The organism is Salicola sp. AFF1 (assembly GCF_056783195.1).
This window is the reverse complement of record NZ_JBXAYL010000002.1, coordinates 1-17,624: the sequence shown is the minus strand read 5'-3', so window position 1 is coordinate 17,624 and position 17,624 is coordinate 1. Positions and strand designations below refer to the sequence as shown.

Here is a 17,624-nt window from a genome sequence, read left to right as displayed (position 1 = left end):
CAAAACCGGCACATGGGTTACATGCTAAATCAGGCCCTTTTCCCTGAGCGCTTCGATCTCACTCGCGGGCTTTTGCAACACGCGTTCGAGTACTGCGGAAGTGTCTTCCCCAAGGGTAGGTGGCGCCTTGTGGTATTCAAGCTCCGTTTTCGAGTACTTGATCGGATTGGCCACCCCTTCCACCGGGCCGTTGGCGGAGTCAAGTGTCACTTGCATGCCGCGCGCCTGGACCTGCGGGTCATCGAAAACCTGTCCGATATCCTGGATCGGGCCGGAGGGAACGCCAATGTCACTAAGAAGCACTGTCCACTGTTTAAGCGTGCGTGTTCTGGTCACACTCTCCAGTACTTGGATGAGCTCAACCCGGTTCTTCACTCGCTCTGCGTTCGTCGCAAAGCGCTGGTCCTGGGCAAGCTCGTCGAGGCCAATGGCGTCGCAAAAACGCTGGAACTGGGCATCGTTCCCGATGGCAATAATGATCTGCTCATCGTCCGCAGTGGGAAACGGCTGGTAAGGCACCAGATTGGGGTGGTAATCACCAGTGCGTGCGGGTGGTTGTCCACTGCAGAAATAGTTCTGCGCCTGGTTGGCGAGCCAGCTCACCTGCACGTCGAGCAGCGCCATATCAATGTGCTGCCCTTCGCCAGTCTGGGTCCGGTGGTGCAACGCCCCCAGGATGGCAATGGTGGCATTCATGCCGGTGGTCAGATCCGCCACGGCCACACCAACGCGTTTGGGGCCGGCGCCAGGCTCATCGTCTGCCGCCCCTGTAATGCTCATCAGCCCGCCTTGAGCCTGGATCAGGTAGTCATACCCCGCCTTTTCGGCCATGGGCCCGGTGTGCCCGAAGCCCGTGATCGAACAGTAGATCAGGCCCGGATTGAGCGCCGAGAGCGTCGCGTAATCCAGCCCTTTCGTTGCTAGATCACCATTTTTGAAGTTTTCGACCAGGATATCGCTCTGGCTGGCAAGCTCGCGGATCAATTCCTGGCCGTCAGGCTGACTGATATCCACCGTCAGGGAGTGTTTGCCGCGATTCGCTGAAAGGTAGTAAGCAGACTCCTGGGTTTCAAAGCCATCGTCTCCCTGAAACCAGGGCGGCCCCCAATGACGGGTATCATCACCACGATTGGGTCGCTCAATCTTGATGACCTCTGCTCCCATGTCCGCCAGGATCTGGGTACTCCAGGGCCCGGCCAAAACACGACTGAGGTCAAGTACACGCAAACCTTTCAAGGGACCTGCCATGATGCACACCTAACGAAATAGAGTCAGAAGAAAGCCTGGAGGCCGGTCTGAGCGCGCCCCAGGATCAGCGCATGTATGTCATGCGTGCCCTCATAGGTGTTAACCGACTCGAGATTGACCATATGGCGTATCACACCGTACTCATCCGACACACCGTTGGCGCCGTGCATATCCCTTGCCATGCGGGCGATATCCAATGCTTTACCGCAGTTATTGCGCTTGATCAGCGAGATCATCTCCGCCGCCCAGTTTTCACAGTCGATCAAACGACCGACCTGAAGGGCGCTCTGTAAACCCAGAGTGATGTCGGTCTGCATATCGGCGAGTTTTTTCTGGATCAGCTGGTTAGAGGCCAGGGGGCGACCGAACTGCGTCCGATCCAGTGTGTACTGTCGGGCGGCATGCCAGCAGAACTCAGCGCTGCCCATTGTGCCCCAGGCGATGCCGTACCGGGCTTTGTTCAAACAACCGAAAGGACCTTTCAGGCCGCTGACATTGGGCAGCAGATTCTCTTCTGGCACAAAAGCGCCATCCAGCACGATTTCGCCGGTTATGGAGGCACGAAGGGACACTTTGCCCTCAATTGTCGGCGCACTGAATCCGTCAGTGCCGGATTCGACGATAAAGCCTTTAATCGCGTCATCGTGGGCGGCGGATTTCGCCCATACCACGGCGATATCAGCAATCGGACTGTTGGTGATCCAGATCTTGGTGCCGGTGAGACGGTAGCCGCCCTCCACTTTCTGGGCCCGCGTGACCATTGAGCCGGGGTCGGAGCCGTGGTCAGGTTCTGTCAGCCCAAAGCAGCCAACCAATTCGCCCCTGGCCAGCCTGGGTAGATATGTCTGCTTCTGCTCTTGTGAGCCATAGGCCTCGATGGGATGCATAACCAGCGACGACTGCACACTCATGGCCGAGCGGTAACCCGAGTCAACACGCTCCACCTCTCTCGCAATCAACCCGTAAGAGACGTGGTTGACGCCCGCTCCCCCATAGTCCGGCGAGACGGTGGCCCCCAACAAGCCGAGATCGCCCATCTCGCTCATGATCTCACGATCAAAACGCTCCTCACGAAACGCTGACAGGACACGTGGCTGCAATCTCTCCTGGCAGTAGTCGTGGGCAACGTCACGGATCTGGCGCTCTTCGTCGGTTAGCTGCTGCTCCAGCAGAAGTGGGTCGTCCCAGTTAAAACGGCTCATCGTCAAGGATCCTGAATGGTTAGCGGCAATTGGTTGTGCGGATCACACCGCCTCAAAATATCGACATTCTTTTCAAATCGTCAAAATGCTTTTTTTTCTGAGAGCTGGCCAACCCACACGGCACCTACAAGGGATCGCTGTCGCACCAGCCATTGCTGGGCCACCAATCGAATAAGGACAGGTCGCCGCAAACGACCGGACTCCGGTTCATGATGTCAGGCTCCCAGGGATTCGAGAAGCGCCTGATACGTTTATACTTCCTGTATTACGTTCGGAGTGCCCCAAGGAGTCGCACACCATGAACCTGATCCGCTCCTATTCCAGTCTGCCACTGGCCGCCAAGCTTGGCAGCGGCTTCGCGTTGCTGATTCTGATGTCGATGCTGGTCGCCGGTATCGGGCTGTTTGCACTCGACATGTTCAGTCAACGCTCAACCGTGGTGGCCATCGTCAGTGACATGGAATCCAGTCTGCTGGAAGCCCGCAGCGAGGAAAAGAACTTTCTGTTGCACGGCGAGCGGCAGCACCTGAAGGCGGCACGCACCAAGGCCGACAACGCCAGTGAGCATGTGCAGTCGCTGCGCGAGCGGCTGGTGGCGCCGGCGGATCTCGAGCGGCTGGATACGTTCGAATCCAGCGTGGCGGACTATCAGGCGCAGCTCAGTAAGCTCCAGCAGGCCGTTAAGGACCGCCATCAGGCCGCCAAAGCGGTTCAGAGCAACGCCACCGCGCTTGAAGAGGCCCTGAAGTCACGGTTCCAGTTCCGGAAGGTGACGGACGCGTTCAAGGCGATGCGCTCAGCCGCTCAGGATTATGCGTCATCCAGCTCCGAGGGGGCACTCAACGCATTCAACGCAGCGAAGGACCAAGCGGCCGACCAGATCGCCGGAATTCAGGTTGATGAAAAGTCGCGCAAGACACTGAGCGCCCCCTTCGATGCTTATGTGTCGTCCTTCGAGAGTCTGGTCAGTACCACTCGGGCCACGCAGGATATTCAGGATCGGATTGTCACCCTGGCGCGATCGGCTCTTGAAACGGCCGTCGAACTGCGTGAGATCCAGATGGATAAGCTGGAACGGGACCGCAGCACGGCCGTCACCGAAATTATCGCCACGACCATCGGCGTACTGGTTGCCGCCGTTCTGATCGCCTGGGGTCTAACCCGCAGTATCATGCAGCCGGTTCGACAAGCGGTGGATGTAACCAGCCGTGTGGCGTCCGGGGATCTGCGCGTGGAAGTCGACTCAAACCGCACCGATGAGCTCGGCCAGCTGCTCGACGCCCTTGGCACCATGGTCACCAGCCTGCGCGAACTGGTCGGGCGTATCGACACGACCGCCACCAATATCGCGTCGTCTTCCGACCAGTTGTCCACGGTTACCCAGCAGACAAGCCAGGGCGTGAACCAGCAGAAGGACCAGACCGACCAGGTCGCCACTGCCATGAACGAGATGGTCTCCACCGTCAACGATGTTGCACGCAGTGCCGAGGAAGCCTTCAACGCCGCGAACGAGGCAAGCCAGAAGTCCACGTCCGGCGAGAAGGCGGTTGAGGAAACCGTCTCCTACATCGCCGACCTGAACCGCCAGGCTGACACCACCATGGAGCGCCTGCAGGCGCTGCAGAATGATACCCAGAACATATCCACCGTGCTCGATGTGATCAAGTCGGTTGCCGACCAGACCAATCTCCTGGCCCTGAACGCCGCCATCGAGGCGGCCCGGGCCGGCGAGAACGGCCGAGGGTTCTCGGTTGTCGCCGAAGAGGTCCGCTCGCTGGCCCAGCGGACCCAGACCTCGACCTCGGAAATCGAAACGCTGATCGAGCGCCTGGTCACCAGCGCCAGCCAATCCGTAACCGACATGGAAACCGGCACCAAACTGGCCAACCAGACCCTCGACAGCGCCAGGTCGACCGGTGAGACCATCCGTGAAATGGCCAGCGCCGTTGAAAACATCCAGCAGTACAACAGTCAGATCGCTACTGCCGCTGAGCAGCAGACCTCGGTCGCCGAGGATATTAACCGCAGCGTTACCCAGATCCGGGACGTCAGTGATCAATCGGCAGCCTCGGCCAATGAGGTTTCATCCGCCAGTGAAAAACTGGCCCGCCTCGGAGAAGACCTGAGAGAGCAGGTATCGCGTTTCCGGGTGTGATTCGACCCTCCAATGCGAGGCGTTCGCCGGTCGGAACGATTAACAGGACGATGCTCTCGCGGTCTGGCAAGTAGCCAAAACAACGATGATTTTGGCCGGAAATGGGATCACCATTGATTTTTCGGGCCACAATCCGTAAAAAATTGGCGTTGCCATGGAACCGGCTGACAGCGTCCGATTGCCCGCAACCGCTTTCGTGTGCGGTCATACCGGACTATATTTCAAAGGTAAACAAATGATAACGGCAGGGCCGGACGCCTGCCCCAATAAACCAGGAGCATTCCATGGCTGATGACAGTGCCCCGCTTGTTTGCCGGGACATCCACAAATCCTTCGGGGACACCGAGGTCCTCAAGGGCCTGGATCTGGAAACCCGCAAGGGCGATGTCGTGTCGATGATCGGCAGCTCGGGCTCCGGCAAGAGCACTTTCCTGCGCTGCATCAACCTGCTTGAAACCCCGACCGCTGGCGACGTCGTCCTTCACGGCGAGCCCCTTCAGTTCAAGACCAACCGAAAAGGCACCCGCGTGCCAGCGGATCAACGTCAGGTCGAACGGGTCCGGGCAAAGCTCTCCATGGTCTTCCAGAGCTTCAACCTCTGGTCCCACATGACCGTTCTGGAAAACATTATCGAAGCACCGGTCCACGTTCTGAAGGTGCCCAAAAAGGAAGCGATTGAGCGGGCTGAGGCCTACCTCCATAAGGTCGGCATTTACGAGCGCAGGGATTACTACCCGGCCCAGATGTCCGGTGGCCAGCAGCAGCGGGCGGCGATTGCCCGGGCACTGGCAATGGAACCGGAGGTTATGCTGTTCGATGAACCCACCTCCGCACTCGACCCGGAGCTGGTGGGGGAGGTACTGCGGGTCATGCAGGACCTGGCCGAAGAGGGGCGCACGATGATCGTCGTGACCCATGAAATGGCATTCGCCCGGAACGTTTCCAATCAGGTGATGTTCCTCCACCAAGGGCAGATTGAGGAGCAGGGCTCACCGGACAAAGTCATCGATAACCCGTCCTCCGAGCGCATGAAGCAATTCCTGGCTCCCAACTTCAAGCAACGGTCGACGGCGTGATATCTCAACCTGGCCCGATGCTTGCTAGGCTTTTCGACGATTCGTCCAGTGCACCTCACCCGCTGTGCGTGCACGGCGTTTCCGGCGCTGCGTCCGCAGCGTCGAATCCCATCAACACGGTTGATACAACAACAAAACGACGGAGTTTCTGACATGAAAAAACTGCTCATTGCCACGGGTTGCATTCTTGCCATGATGGCCGGCATGGCCCAGGCGCAGGACAACCCGCTACGGATTGCGTTTGATGTGCCCTATGAACCCTTCGAGTATAAAACGCCCGACGGTGAGCTGACCGGCTTCGAGGTCGAGCTTGCGCGCGCCATGTGCGACGAAATGGGGCGTGAGTGCGAGTTCGTGATCCAGGCCTGGGACGGCATCATTCCCGGTCTGCTCGCCCGCAAGTACGACCTCATCATGTCCTCCATGTCCATTACCGAAAAACGCGCCAAGCGCGTGCTGTTCTCAGAGCCTTACTACATCACCCCGGGCGCCTGGTTCGGAAAGATGGACACCAAGGTGGACGTCACCGACATGGCCGCGATGGAAGGCAAGGTGGTGGGCGTGCAGCGCGGCACCACCATGGACAAGTACGTCACCGAGAACATGAGTGACATTGTCGAGATCAAGCGTTACACCACCGCGGATGACATGGTGCTGGACCTGCAAAGCGACCGGCTCGACCTGGTGTTCGTGGACTACCCGGTGGGCGAGCAGTACTTCCTCAGCAAGGAGAACTTCAAGGTCATCGGCAAGCCGGTCAAGCTGGGCAAAGGCGTAGCCGTCGCCATGCGCAAGCGCGACAAGGAGCTGGCTGAGAAGATCAATGCTGCTCTCAAGACGCTCAAGAATGATGGCACCTACGACACCATCATGAACAAGTACTTCGACTACAGCATCAAGATGTAAACCACTCCCCGGGGCCGGCCCTGCGCCGGCCCCGCACCGTCACGGATCACCGCGTCCATGCTCGATTTTCTGTTTGATTTCAAAGGCTATGGCCCGGAACTGCTCCAGGGGGCACTCGTTACCACCGAGCTGGCCTTCTCCTCGCTGGCGCTCGCCCTTGCTATCGGCCTCGCCGGCGCCGCCGCCAAACTTTCTGGCAGCCGCGCAGCCAAAGGCGTCGCAACCTTCTACACCACCGTCATTCGCGGCATCCCCGACCTGGTCATGATGATGCTGTTCTACTATGGCGGGCAGGTGCTGATGAACCGGTTGTCCGACTACCTGTACTACAATTACGAGATCGATTTCTTTGTTCAGTTCGACCCCTTCATTTCCGGCGTCCTGACCATCGGACTGATCTTCGGTGCCTACATGACGGAAACCTTCCGTGGCGCCTTCCTCGCTGTCGACAGCGGCCAGATCGAAGCCGGTCGTGCCTATGGCATGAGCCGGGTACAGATTTTCTTCCGCATCATGTTTCCTCAGATGCTGCGCCACGCCCTGCCCGGGCTGGGCAACAACTGGCAGGTGCTGCTCAAGACCACTGCGCTGGTCTCCATTATCGGCCTCTCCGACATGGTCCGCATCGCGGAACAGGCCAGCAAGGCCGAGCACGCCCCCTTCAAATTCTTCATTCCGGTGGCGGCGATGTACCTGACGCTGACGGCCATTTCGGAGCTGGCCATCAAATGGCTGAACAAACACGCCAATGTCGGCGTTGCGGGAGGCGCCTGAACCATGCCTGAATTTCTAGCCGACCTGCTGAACCAGAACGCCATCTTTACCGCCACAACGGTCGGTCACTACTGGGATGGACTGGTCACGACTACTCAGCTCGTCTTTCTGTCGCTGGTCATTGGCCTGCTTGTGGCGGTGCCTCTGGCGATCCTGAGAACTTCCAAAAACCCCTTTGTTTACGGCCCGGTGTGGCTGTACACCTACGTTTTCCGGGGCACCCCACTGCTGATCCAGCTCTACATCATCTATTACGGCATCGGGCAGATTGACGGCATTCAGGGCACGTTCTGGTGGGACATCTTCCGGGAGCCCTTCTACCCGGCCCTGCTGGCATTCAGCCTCAATACGGCGGCCTACACCACGGAAATCATCCGCGGCGCGCTGGTGGCGACCCCCCACGGCGAGATCGAAGCCGCACATGCCTACGGCATGTCCTGGCTGCTGCGCATGCGCCGAATCATTCTGCCCAGTGCCTTCCGCCGGGCCCTGCAGGCGTACAGCAATGAGGTCATCTTCATGCTCCACGCCAGCGCCATCGCCAGCGTGGTGACGATTGTCGACCTGACCGGCGCTGCGCGGGACATCTACTCGCGGTTCTATGCGCCCTTTGTCGCATTCATCGCCGTCGCGGTGATCTACATGGCGCTCACGTTCCTGATTGTCTATTGTTTCAAGCTGCTGGAGCGCAGAATGCTTCGCCACCTGCAACCACTGAATCCGTAACGCTATGACCAACACCGGGCTGTTTGAGAACCACCCCGACTGGCTCAGCCATACGCTGGCCAATGCGGGCCTGACAACAGCAGGGGGCGATGTCGCCCTGCCGGATGGAGGGCGGCTGGAACGGCTGGGCACCGGCGTGCTCTGCGTGCACCCCGCACAGGTGTCCGGCCCTCACACCATCCTCTCGGCAGGCGTTCATGGCAATGAAACCGCGCCCATCGAGATCCTCAATGAGCTGGTACAGTCACTCCTGGAAGGCGACCTCCCGGTCACCTGCCCGACATTGCTGATCCTCGGCAACCCACCGGCGATGGTGGCCGACCAGCGGTTCGTGACGTACAACATGAACCGGCTGTTCAGCGGCGCCCACCAGCATCCGGACTACAGGACGTGCGATGAAACCGAAAGGGCCGCGCAACTGGAGCAGTTCTGTCTGGCATTTGCCGAAGGCGCCGAGCGCCTGGTGCACTATGATCTGCACACGGCCATCCGACCCTCTTACCGGGAGAAGTTCGCACTCTATCCCTGGGTGCCGGACCGCACCATTACCGACGACCAGTGCCGTTTCCTGCTGGAGGCGGACGTGGACACACTCCTGCTCCAGCACACCGGCGCCACCACCTTCTCCGCGTTCACGGCGGTGACGCTGGGAGCCGAAAGCCTGACCGTTGAACTGGGCAAGGTCCGCCCCTTCGGAGAGAACAACCCCGAGGACTTCCGGGGCATCGACCGGGCCCTGCGCCGCCATCTGCGTGGCGAACCGGCGCCCGCCACCGACCGCAGACTGACCCGTTTTGAAGTCGTCCACGAGATCATTCACACCGGCGACGATTTCCATTTCCACGTCAGTGACGACACGCCCAACTTCACCGAGTACCCACCGGGCACCCTCATCTGGAGCGATCGGACAACGGAATACCGGGTCGGGGAGCAATCAGAGGCCATCGTCTTCCCAAACCCGAACGTACCCAAGGGGCATCGGGTGGGGTTAATGGTGAAAGAAGATCACACTCACCACTGAAATTCGTAAAGCGATCCCAACCCAAGAATCCCGGTCAGCTCATCCAGCGCGTGGCGGCTTTCTTGCAGGAGCATCGGGTCAGCCAGATCGTCCGGGGTGATTGCGTCACGGTAGTGCTCTTCAACCCAGGTCACCAGCCGGTTGTAGAGCGAATCCGTCAGCAGGACGCCGTCGTGCATGGCGGCAATCTCGTCGCCGGTGAGCACCACTCGCAACCTCAGGCACGCCGGTCCACCGCCGTTGCGCATGGACTGGCGCAGGTCGGCCACTTCAACGTTCGTGATCGGGCCATCCGAGGCCATCAGTCGATCCAGATAGGCTTTCACGCTGGCCGTTTCCTGGCACTCCCCGGGCACCAGCAGGGTCATGCCCCCATCCGGCCCGGTCAGAAGCTGGCTGTTGAACAGGTAGGACGACACAGCGTCGCCCATGGGCACTTCCGACGCCGGTACCCGGACCGTCCGCAGGTCGGCGTTGGGCATTGCGGCGTTCAGATCGCCCAGCAGACGCGGCTCATCAAGGAAAGCCTGCTCGTGGTAAAACAGCGTGTTGCCGTTGCCCACGGCAATCACATCGTTATGGAACACGCCGGCATCAATGGCGGCCGGATTCTGCTGTGCGAACACCGCCCGCCCATCATGCACCCCATGCATCCGGGCGATCGCCTGGGAGGCTTCGAGGGTCTGGCGGGCGTTGTAGCGTGACGGTTTGGGGACACTTCCATCAAAGCCCGACCGGCCGTAGACGAACAGCTCCACACCGGTCTCGCCGTAGTGCGAGCATAGCCGTGTGTGGTTGGCCGCGCCTTCGTCGCCGAACGCACTGACCGGCGGCAGCGCAGGGTGGTGCGCGAAGTAGGCCTCGTCCGAGAAAATCGACGTCAATACACGGCCGGTCACCTGGTGTTCAATCGACCGGTGAAACTTGTCGTTCAGGTTAGCGGGCGTGAAGTGCACCCGATGATCCCGGGTATCGGCGCTGGGCGACACCGTCGCCGCGTTGGCGGTCCACATGGCGGAGGCCGAGCTGACTGACGCCAACAGGGATGGCTGGTGCTGTGAAACCTGCCGCAGCACGTCGGCGTCCGACCCGGAAAAGCCAAGGTGGCGCAAGGTCGGCAAATGAGGCCGTTCGTGAGGCGGCAGAACCCCCTGCAGGAAGCCCCGGTCAGCCAGGCGCTTCATCTTCGCCAGGCCCTGCAGGGCCGCCTCACGGGGGTTCGATGCGGCGTTGCGGTTGGACTGGGACGCGACATTGCCGGACGACAGGCCCGCATAGTTGTGGGTGGGGCCGACGATGCCGTCAAAATTGGCTTCCTGGGCGGGCTGGCTCATAGCGGCTCCAGAGTGATCAGAATGTCAGGCCGGGCGCGGTCTGCTCCGGCAGGGTTGCCTGCTCAGCCTCCAGCGAGGCCATGGGCCAGGCACAGTAATCGGCCGCATAGTAGGCACTCGGGCGATGGTTACCGCTGGCACCGATACCACCAAAGGGCGCGGCGCTACTGGCCCCGGTCAGCGGCCGGTTCCAGTTGACGATGCCGGCCCGCACCTCTTCGGTCAGCTTTTCAAACAGCGAGCGATCCTCGCTCAGCAAACCGGCGGAAAGCCCAAAGCTCGTGTCATTGGCGATTCGGATGGCGTCATCGAAGTGCTGGTAACGGATCACCTGCAGCAGCGGCCCGAAGAACTCCTCATCAGGCTGTTCCTCGAGGCTCGAGACGTCAATGATGCCCGGCGAGACCATGGCCGGCCCTGCGTCCTGGCGCTCCATGGTCAGCAGGGGCCGGGCGCCCGCATCAATAAGCCGCTGCTGCCCCGCCAGCAGATGGTCGGCGGCCGCTTTGGAAACCAGCGAGCCCATGAACGGCTGGGGATCGTCATCCCAGTCACCCACTGTGATGTTCGAAGCGACCGACACCAGTCGCTCCAGGAAACGGTCGCCCTCATCCCCCTCACGAACCAGCAGCCGGCGCGCACAGGTACAGCGCTGTCCGGCGGAGAGGAAGGCCGATTGCAGTGCGTGGTGCACGGCACCATCAAGATCCGGCGCCGAGTCCACAATCAGCGGATTGTTGCCCCCCATCTCCAGCGCCAGAATTTTCTCCGGCTGGCCGCCCAGTTGGCGATGCAGCAGATGACCGACTGTGGCACTGCCGGTAAAGAACAGACCGTCGATGCCGGGATGGCCGGACAGCGCCACGCCCGTGTCTTTCTCACCCTGCACCAGATTCATGACACCGTCCGGCAATCCGGCCTCGCGCCAGAGCCGGACGGTGAGTTCCGCCACGGCCGGAGCGATTTCGCTGGGCTTGAAGATGACGGTATTGCCGGCCAGCAGGGCCGGGATGATATGCCCATTGGGCAGATGGCCCGGGAAGTTATAGGGGCCAAACACCGCGACCACACCATGGGGCCGGTGCCGGAGCACGGCTTGCCCGACCGGGGCGGGATTCACCCGCTCGCCGGTGCGCTCATGATAGGCATCAATGGAAATGGCAATCTTGCCGATCATGGCGCCGATTTCAGTCCGGGATTCCCAGAGCGGCTTGCCCGTCTCGCGGGCAATCAGCGTGGCCAGATCCTCCCGGTGCTCTTCCAGCTGTCGCCCAAAGGCTTCCACAATGGCCTTGCGATCCTCGAAGGACCGGCGACGCCAATCCGGAAACGCGCTCCGGGCGGCGCTGACAGCGGCATTCACATCATCGGCCGTAGCGGCGTTGCCTTCCCAGACCACCTCACGATTGACCGGCTGGATGGATTGGAACACCGGACCACTACCGGATTCCCATTCGGCGCCCAACAGGGCTTTGCCAGTAAGCTCGTGTGTCATGATGACGATCCTTCGGTTGTTGGCGTTTTCAATGGCGATACGCGCACTACGTCGCCTTCTTCGATGACCAGCGCGTCGGCCTCGGCCGGATTGAGCTGAAGATGGCCGGAGATCAAAGCCGAGCGTGGCACGGTGATCACCCGGAAATCGGCAAACGAGCGATTGGACACCATCAGCTGGTCCGCCGAGGACAGGGGACCGGCCGGACGCGACGCATCGGATACGATCGTCACCGACCGCAGCAGGCTCTCACGCACTGTCCGCACATTGTGGAGGAATGCCTCCACCAGCGGCCCACCGTCAAAGATGTCCACCAGGCCATTGAAGTTGAAGCCCTCGGCTTCGAGCATCTTCAGGGCCGGCGCCGTTCCCTCATGCACCTGGCCCACCACGGCACGGGCCTCCGCCGGTAACAGTGAGAGGTAAATGGGGTATTTGGGCATCAACTCCGCGATGAATGACTTGTCGCCCTGAACCGACAGCCGATCCGCCTCGGCGAAGTCCATGTTGAAGAACAGGCGCCCAAGGGACTCCCAGAGCGGTGAATGCCCGTCCTCGTCCGAGTAGCCACGCATCTCCGCGAACACCTTGTCCGCAAACAGCCCCCCGAAATCCGCCATGAAGAGGAAACGGCAGCGGGAGAGCAAGAGTCCGTTCCCCCCACCCCGGTGATCCGCATCCAGCAACAGGGAGCAGATCTCGGTGGCGTCTGTCATGTCGTTGGTGAGATAGAGCGTGGGCGTGCGCACATGCACGCCCAGTTCACGGGACGCCGTGACGTGGGTGCTCAGGCGGTAGTTGTAGAACACCTCATCCTGACCCACGCGGGCCTCGATCCCGCTGATGCCAACACACTGATGCGTGTCGGCATCGCTCAGCGCGAACAGATACATGCCGGCATCGGCGGATTGGCGGCCAGAGAAGGTGGCCTCGGCGCGCTCGATCTTGCGCGCGAGAAAGTCCCGGTCCGGGGGCAATGACGTCAGGCCCTTGCCGGCATTGCCCGCCATACGATAGAGGTCGTCCAGATCATCGGCTTGCAAAGGGCGGATCAGGCGCATGGACGTTACCCGACGAACCGTTTCACGGCTTTGTCGAAACGCGCCAGACCCTCTTCAAGATCACTTTCCGGAATGATCAGCGAGGGCGCCAGACGAATCACGTTGGGACCAGCCACCAGGACCATAACGCCCTCTTCGGCCGCGACCTTGAGGAGCTCCTTGGCACGCCCCTTCCAGGCGTCGGAAAGGACGCAGCCGAGCAGCAGCCCCTCACCGCGCACCTCTTCAAACAGCCCGTACTCGTCGCCGATCCGCTTCAGCCCATCCCGGAGGGTTGTCGAGCGCTCACGGACGCCCTTGAGCACATCCGGCTGACTGATCACATCAATCACCCGTTGCGCCACCGCGCAGGCCAATGGATTGCCACCGTAGGTGCTGCCGTGCGTCCCGACCGTGAGACTCTGGGCGATGTCGGCGGTCGTCAGCATGGCACCAACCGGGAAACCACCACCGAGCGCCTTGGCCGTGGACAGAACATCCGGAGTGACGCCGTAGTGCTGGTAGGCGTAGAGGTGGCCGGTACGACCCACGCCGGACTGCACTTCGTCGAACACCAGCAGTGCTTCATGCTCATCGCACAGCTCGCGCAGCCCCTTGAGGAACTCGGGGTCGGCCGGCAGAACACCGCCTTCGCCCTGCACCGGTTCAACGACCACCGCGCAGGTCCTGCTGGAGATCAACTCCTTGACCGAGTCCAGGTTATTGAATTCGCCATGCCGGATACCGCCAGGGGCCGGCTCAAAGCCTTCGAGGTATTTGGGCTGCCCACCCACGCTGACGGTGAACAGCGTGCGGCCGTGGAAACTGTTCTGGAAGGCGATGATCTCATGCTTACCCTCCCCATGGTGCTGCCAGGCATAGCGACGCGCCAGCTTGAAGGCGGCCTCGTTGGCTTCACCGCCGGAGTTGGCAAAAAAGACACGCTCAGCGAAGGTGAGCTGGCACAGGCTCTGGGCCAGCTGGATCGCTGGTTCGTTGGTCATCACGTTGGACAGATGCCAGAGTTTGTTCGCCTGATCAGTGAGCGCGCCAACCAGTTCCGGATGGGCATGGCCCAGTGCGGTAACGGCGATGCCGCCGGCGAAATCCACGTATTCGTTGCCTTCCTGGTCCCAGACCCGCGAGCCCTGCCCCTTGACGGGAATCATGGACGCTGGTGCGTAGTTCGGGACCATGACGTCGTCGAACATCTCGCGGGTAATGGTGGTATTGGTCATGGTCGGGTCGTTGCCTTATTCGGATGGGTTGTTCATTCAGGCCAGTGCCGCAAGGTTAGCGCACCAAACCGGTGCCCGAAAGGATAGGCCCTGTCGTCGGCCCTTCAATCAGCACTTTTCCCAACAACAGACGCGCACGGGCGTAACAATGAGGCATTCAGTGCTGACATGGGGCGACAGGCCGACGATGGGGCCCACTCCCTTCAGCGCCGGCGCCCTAACGCTCGGCGGCATGGGTGCTCTCGAAGATCTTGTCCGCCGAGGCCGGTACAAAGCCGCCGTAAAGATTGCCGTCACTGTCCGGATACCGTTTGGCGAACTCGTAGAAACAGCTTGGGATGCGGACCGTCGTATCCCGGAAGCGGACCTCCACCTCGTCGGCAAGCGTTGAGGACTGCTCCAGCAGCACCTCCGGCGACCCCTTGATCTCGCCACCGGCATCGTTGAGACGGTAGCCGGCGTCCTTCAATGCCTGGTTGACCGAGGCCAGCGTTGTGTACTGTTCCAGCGCATTGACGCTCACGGTGAAGTGATTCGGCCGCCAGCCCCAGGCCGCCATCCAGGCGGCGTACTCGCTTTCCTCAAGCAGAGTCCGGTATGTGGCCTCATCAATGGACCAGTGGGCGCCGGAATAGAGAAAGTCGTCCGCGTCCACGGCCGCAGGATCAACCTGGGCCACGAGATCCCCAACGATTGACTGCAGTGCTGGCGAGCATTGGTCGACGAGCAGTTCCGAGATAAAGACCTTCGGCGCCGTCGGGTCGGGATGCTGGAAATGGCGGGCGTACAGTTTCTTTTCATCGAAATGGTATTCGCCGCCCTGCTCATAACCCAGTACCCGGAAGTGCTCGGCCAACCGGTCCAGACGGACCGGATCAAGGTTAAAGGTGCGCAGGGCGATGTGATCATTGACGATCGCCCCGCCCTGGGTGCCGCCCAGCAGCCGGTGAATGTCCTGTGCCGAAGGGGTCACGGTCAGGTAGTGCTCCCACAGCTTCTGGAACAGAGTGTGACGGTCAGAGTGCATGATGAACCTCCTGTGGCATGGTGGCCTGAGCCGCAGGGCTCAGGCGGGTGAATCCAATGGTATCGCCGTTGGCGCAGTTCAGTCGCTCAAGAATGTGGCCCGGCACCAGCAGGCGATTGTGGCGCGGCAGGTAAATGGCCTGGTCGGTTACCGTGGCCCGGAAGCCGGTCACGCTGCCATTGGCGATGGCGATGGTCTCGTGATGATGCGTTCCGTGAGCCTGTGCCAGTGTGGCGTCGGCCTCCTCCAGCGGCTGGACCGCGCAGCGGACGCTGTCACGGATACTGCGGATGTCGTCCCGCCGGGCCTCAAGTGTCGGGCCGGCATCGAAAGGATCAACATAGCCCGTATACCGGAACCCTTCTGACTCCAGCACCTGACGTGCGGGGCGGGTCTGCTGATGGACCTCACCGATGGCCTGGCAGGCCGCGTCATCCAGAAACCGTGAGTAGATCGGGTGGCTTGGCATCATGTCGGCAATGGCCTGGGTGTGGCCCAGACCCGCCAGCCGGGTGACGGTCTCGAAATCAAGGTTTACAAAGTGGCGCTGGAAGGCCCGCCAGAACGGGGATTCGCCATTGTCATCGGAAACGCCGCGCATTTCCGCGATCACCGTATCGGCGAAGCGCTCCGGATGCTGAGCCATAAACAGGAACCGCACACGCGAGAGCAGCCGGCCGGCATTGGCGCGCCGGAACTGCGGCCGCAGGAACAGGCTGCAGACTTCGGAGCAGCCGGTGTAGTGATTGCACAGATGCAACACCTCCTGCTGGCTGGTCAGCCCCAGCTCCGGCGAGCGATGACGGACACGGGAGACCTGAAAATGATAAAGCGGGTTGCGGTGCCCCACCGCCGCTTCGATGCCCGTTGTTCCCATGATGTCGCCGGTCTCCGGGTCCTCCAGAACGAACAGATACCCCTCGTGGTCCGGCGCGTCCACAGAACGACGGAAGCTGTCCATGGCATGGGCGATTTTCTGCTCAAGAAACACGCGATCATCAACCAGCGAGCTGAACCCGGGTCCAGACTCCTCTGCAATGGCCTGCAGAGCGGGCAGATCGCTGTCAGTAATGGGGCGAATGATCATAAGCCATTTCCTGCGCCGTTTTCAGTACGTTGGCGCCAGTATGGCCATTGCGTATGCCACATTGTAGTTTCAATATGAGCGGATTAATGCCATGATTAATCAAATTGACACGGTTATTGCTCAATATGATTGGTTCTCAGGATGAGCGCCTGATTGCGCTGCTACGACGCAATGCCCGCTCCAGCATCTCGGACCTGGCCCGGGCCCTGAACCTGTCGCGCTCCACAGTCCAGAACCGGATGGAACGGCTGGAAACCCGCGGGATTATCCAGGGTTACTCAGTCCAGCTGGGCGGTGACTATGCGGCCCGGCGGGTGGAGGCTCATGTGTCGATCAAGGTGCACCAGAAGCTGACGGCGAAGGTCAACACGGCGCTGGAGCAGCTCAATCACGTCACCCAGCTCTACTCGGTAAGTGGCGAGTACGACCTGATCGCGATTGTTGAGGCCCAGTCGCTGGAGCAGCTCAGCACCGTTCTGGATGACATTGGCAATCTGGACGGGGTGGAGCGGACCAACTCTGCAGTCGTGCTGGAAACCCGGTTCCGTCGATAGCGGATTTCTGAAAACGTCCGTTTTTGGTCTAGCGGGGCCATGTTCGCTGACCGCGAATCAGGCTCGGTCCCACTCCATCCGGTACAGCGCCCCAAAGAAGGAGTTATGGTGATTTCTGGTGTATGGAAGCAGGCTGAAGAGGTGGCATATCCTGTTGGTTGATCTCCGCCAAGATCACAACCAACAGAGGGATGATACGCCATGTCCAAGTCTAACCTGCATGCTCTTTCACAACCAGAACAGACTCAAAACGACCCACTGCACGAGCTGATTCGCCAGGGTGCCCGCGATCTGATCGCACGGGCCGTTGAAACGGAGCTGGAGAGCATGCTGAGCCAGTATGCGGATGTCACCACACCCGATGGTCGCCAAGCGGTAGTTCGCAACGGCCACCTGCCCAAGCGAACCGTCCAGACCGGCGTCGGCGACGTTGAGGTTCAGGTGCCCAAGGTCAGAGACCGCAGTGGCTCGGGGATCCGGTTCAACAGCCAACTGCTGCCGCCGTATCTCAAGCGTGCTCAGAGCCTGGAGGAGCTTATTCCCTGGCTGTACCTGCGTGGTGTCTCCTCCGGCGACTTTCAGGAGGCATTGAGTGCGCTGGTAGGCGAGCAAGCCAAGGGCTTGTCGGCGAACACGGTATCCCGGCTCAAGGCCCAGTGGCTGAAAGAACACCGCGACTGGCAGCAGCGGGATCTGAGCCAAAAGCGCTACGTTTACTGGTGGGCAGACGGTGTATACAGC

The 17,624-nt window shown here is 60.8% G+C and carries 16 protein-coding genes; 8 read left to right on the top strand and 8 right to left on the bottom strand.

What is annotated here, in order from left to right; all coding sequences use genetic code 11:
• Positions 1 to 24 precede the first annotated feature (24 nt).
• Both AC1RQI_RS01450 and AC1RQI_RS01445 read right to left on the bottom strand, forming a co-directional pair.
• Entirely contained in the window at positions 25 to 1,248 is a 1,224-nt protein-coding gene (locus AC1RQI_RS01450) for a CaiB/BaiF CoA transferase family protein (protein ID WP_481903377.1), read from the bottom strand.
• Positions 1,249 to 1,271: 23 nt separating this feature from the next.
• Positions 1,272 to 2,450, bottom strand: coding sequence for an acyl-CoA dehydrogenase (locus tag AC1RQI_RS01445; RefSeq protein WP_481903376.1), 1,179 nt, complete (start codon positions 2,448 to 2,450; stop codon positions 1,272 to 1,274).
• A gap of 298 nt (positions 2,451 to 2,748) precedes the next feature.
• Between AC1RQI_RS01445 and AC1RQI_RS01440 the strand changes: the two genes are divergently transcribed.
• From AC1RQI_RS01440 to astE, 6 genes are all read left to right on the top strand, one after another.
• Positions 2,749 to 4,605: a methyl-accepting chemotaxis protein gene (locus AC1RQI_RS01440; RefSeq protein ID WP_481903375.1), complete on the top strand. Its 1,857-nt coding sequence runs from the start codon at positions 2,749 to 2,751 to the stop codon at positions 4,603 to 4,605.
• 284 nt (positions 4,606 to 4,889) lie between these two features.
• Positions 4,890 to 5,681, top strand: a complete 792-nt coding sequence (locus tag AC1RQI_RS01435) for an ABC transporter ATP-binding protein (protein WP_416635168.1) — start codon at positions 4,890 to 4,892, stop codon at positions 5,679 to 5,681.
• Positions 5,682 to 5,834: 153 nt separating this feature from the next.
• On the top strand, positions 5,835 to 6,587 hold the full coding sequence (locus AC1RQI_RS01430) for a transporter substrate-binding domain-containing protein (RefSeq protein ID WP_481903374.1): 753 nt from the start codon (positions 5,835 to 5,837) through the stop codon (positions 6,585 to 6,587).
• A gap of 69 nt (positions 6,588 to 6,656) precedes the next feature.
• Positions 6,657 to 7,361: an ABC transporter permease gene (locus AC1RQI_RS01425; RefSeq protein ID WP_481903542.1), complete on the top strand. Its 705-nt coding sequence runs from the start codon at positions 6,657 to 6,659 to the stop codon at positions 7,359 to 7,361.
• A gap of 3 nt (positions 7,362 to 7,364) precedes the next feature.
• Positions 7,365 to 8,087 carry an ABC transporter permease gene (locus AC1RQI_RS01420; RefSeq protein WP_481903373.1) on the top strand — a complete coding sequence of 241 codons (723 nt, stop codon included), beginning with the start codon at positions 7,365 to 7,367 and terminating at the stop codon, positions 8,085 to 8,087.
• Between the two features lie 4 nt (positions 8,088 to 8,091).
• Positions 8,092 to 9,108, top strand: coding sequence for a succinylglutamate desuccinylase (gene astE, locus AC1RQI_RS01415; protein ID WP_481903372.1), 1,017 nt, complete (start codon positions 8,092 to 8,094; stop codon positions 9,106 to 9,108).
• On the opposite strand, the gene astB is transcribed toward astE, so the two are convergent.
• From astB to AC1RQI_RS01385, 6 genes are all read right to left on the bottom strand, one after another.
• The gene (gene astB, locus AC1RQI_RS01410) at positions 9,099 to 10,442 is read right to left on the bottom strand and encodes an N-succinylarginine dihydrolase (protein ID WP_481903371.1); all 1,344 of its coding nucleotides are present in this window, start codon (positions 10,440 to 10,442) and stop codon (positions 9,099 to 9,101) included. The two genes, astE and astB, sit on opposite strands and share 10 nt — an antisense overlap.
• Positions 10,443 to 10,458: 16 nt before the next feature.
• Complete coding sequence (gene astD / locus AC1RQI_RS01405) at positions 10,459 to 11,937, bottom strand: succinylglutamate-semialdehyde dehydrogenase (protein ID WP_481903370.1); 1,479 nt, start codon at positions 11,935 to 11,937, stop codon at positions 10,459 to 10,461.
• Complete coding sequence (astA, locus tag AC1RQI_RS01400; RefSeq protein ID WP_481903369.1) at positions 11,934 to 12,998, bottom strand: arginine N-succinyltransferase; 1,065 nt, start codon at positions 12,996 to 12,998, stop codon at positions 11,934 to 11,936. Before astA ends, astD begins: the two co-directional genes overlap by 4 nt.
• Positions 12,999 to 13,003: 5 nt before the next feature.
• On the bottom strand, positions 13,004 to 14,215 hold the full coding sequence (locus AC1RQI_RS01395; RefSeq protein WP_481903368.1) for an aspartate aminotransferase family protein: 1,212 nt from the start codon (positions 14,213 to 14,215) through the stop codon (positions 13,004 to 13,006).
• Positions 14,216 to 14,432: 217 nt separating this feature from the next.
• Entirely contained in the window at positions 14,433 to 15,242 is an 810-nt protein-coding gene (locus tag AC1RQI_RS01390; protein ID WP_481903367.1) for a 2-oxoadipate dioxygenase/decarboxylase family protein, read from the bottom strand.
• Complete coding sequence (locus tag AC1RQI_RS01385; protein ID WP_481903366.1) at positions 15,232 to 16,329, bottom strand: arginine N-succinyltransferase; 1,098 nt, start codon at positions 16,327 to 16,329, stop codon at positions 15,232 to 15,234. Before AC1RQI_RS01385 ends, AC1RQI_RS01390 begins: the two co-directional genes overlap by 11 nt.
• 125 nt (positions 16,330 to 16,454) lie before the next feature.
• Here AC1RQI_RS01385 and AC1RQI_RS01380 point away from each other — a divergent pair, with 125 nt between their 5' ends.
• Both AC1RQI_RS01380 and AC1RQI_RS01375 read left to right on the top strand, forming a co-directional pair.
• Positions 16,455 to 16,883, top strand: a complete 429-nt coding sequence (locus AC1RQI_RS01380; RefSeq protein WP_481903365.1) for an Lrp/AsnC family transcriptional regulator — start codon at positions 16,455 to 16,457, stop codon at positions 16,881 to 16,883.
• 201 nt (positions 16,884 to 17,084) lie between these two features.
• The coding region (locus AC1RQI_RS01375) for a transposase (protein ID WP_481903364.1) at positions 17,085 to 17,624 on the top strand (540 nt) is incomplete at its 3' end.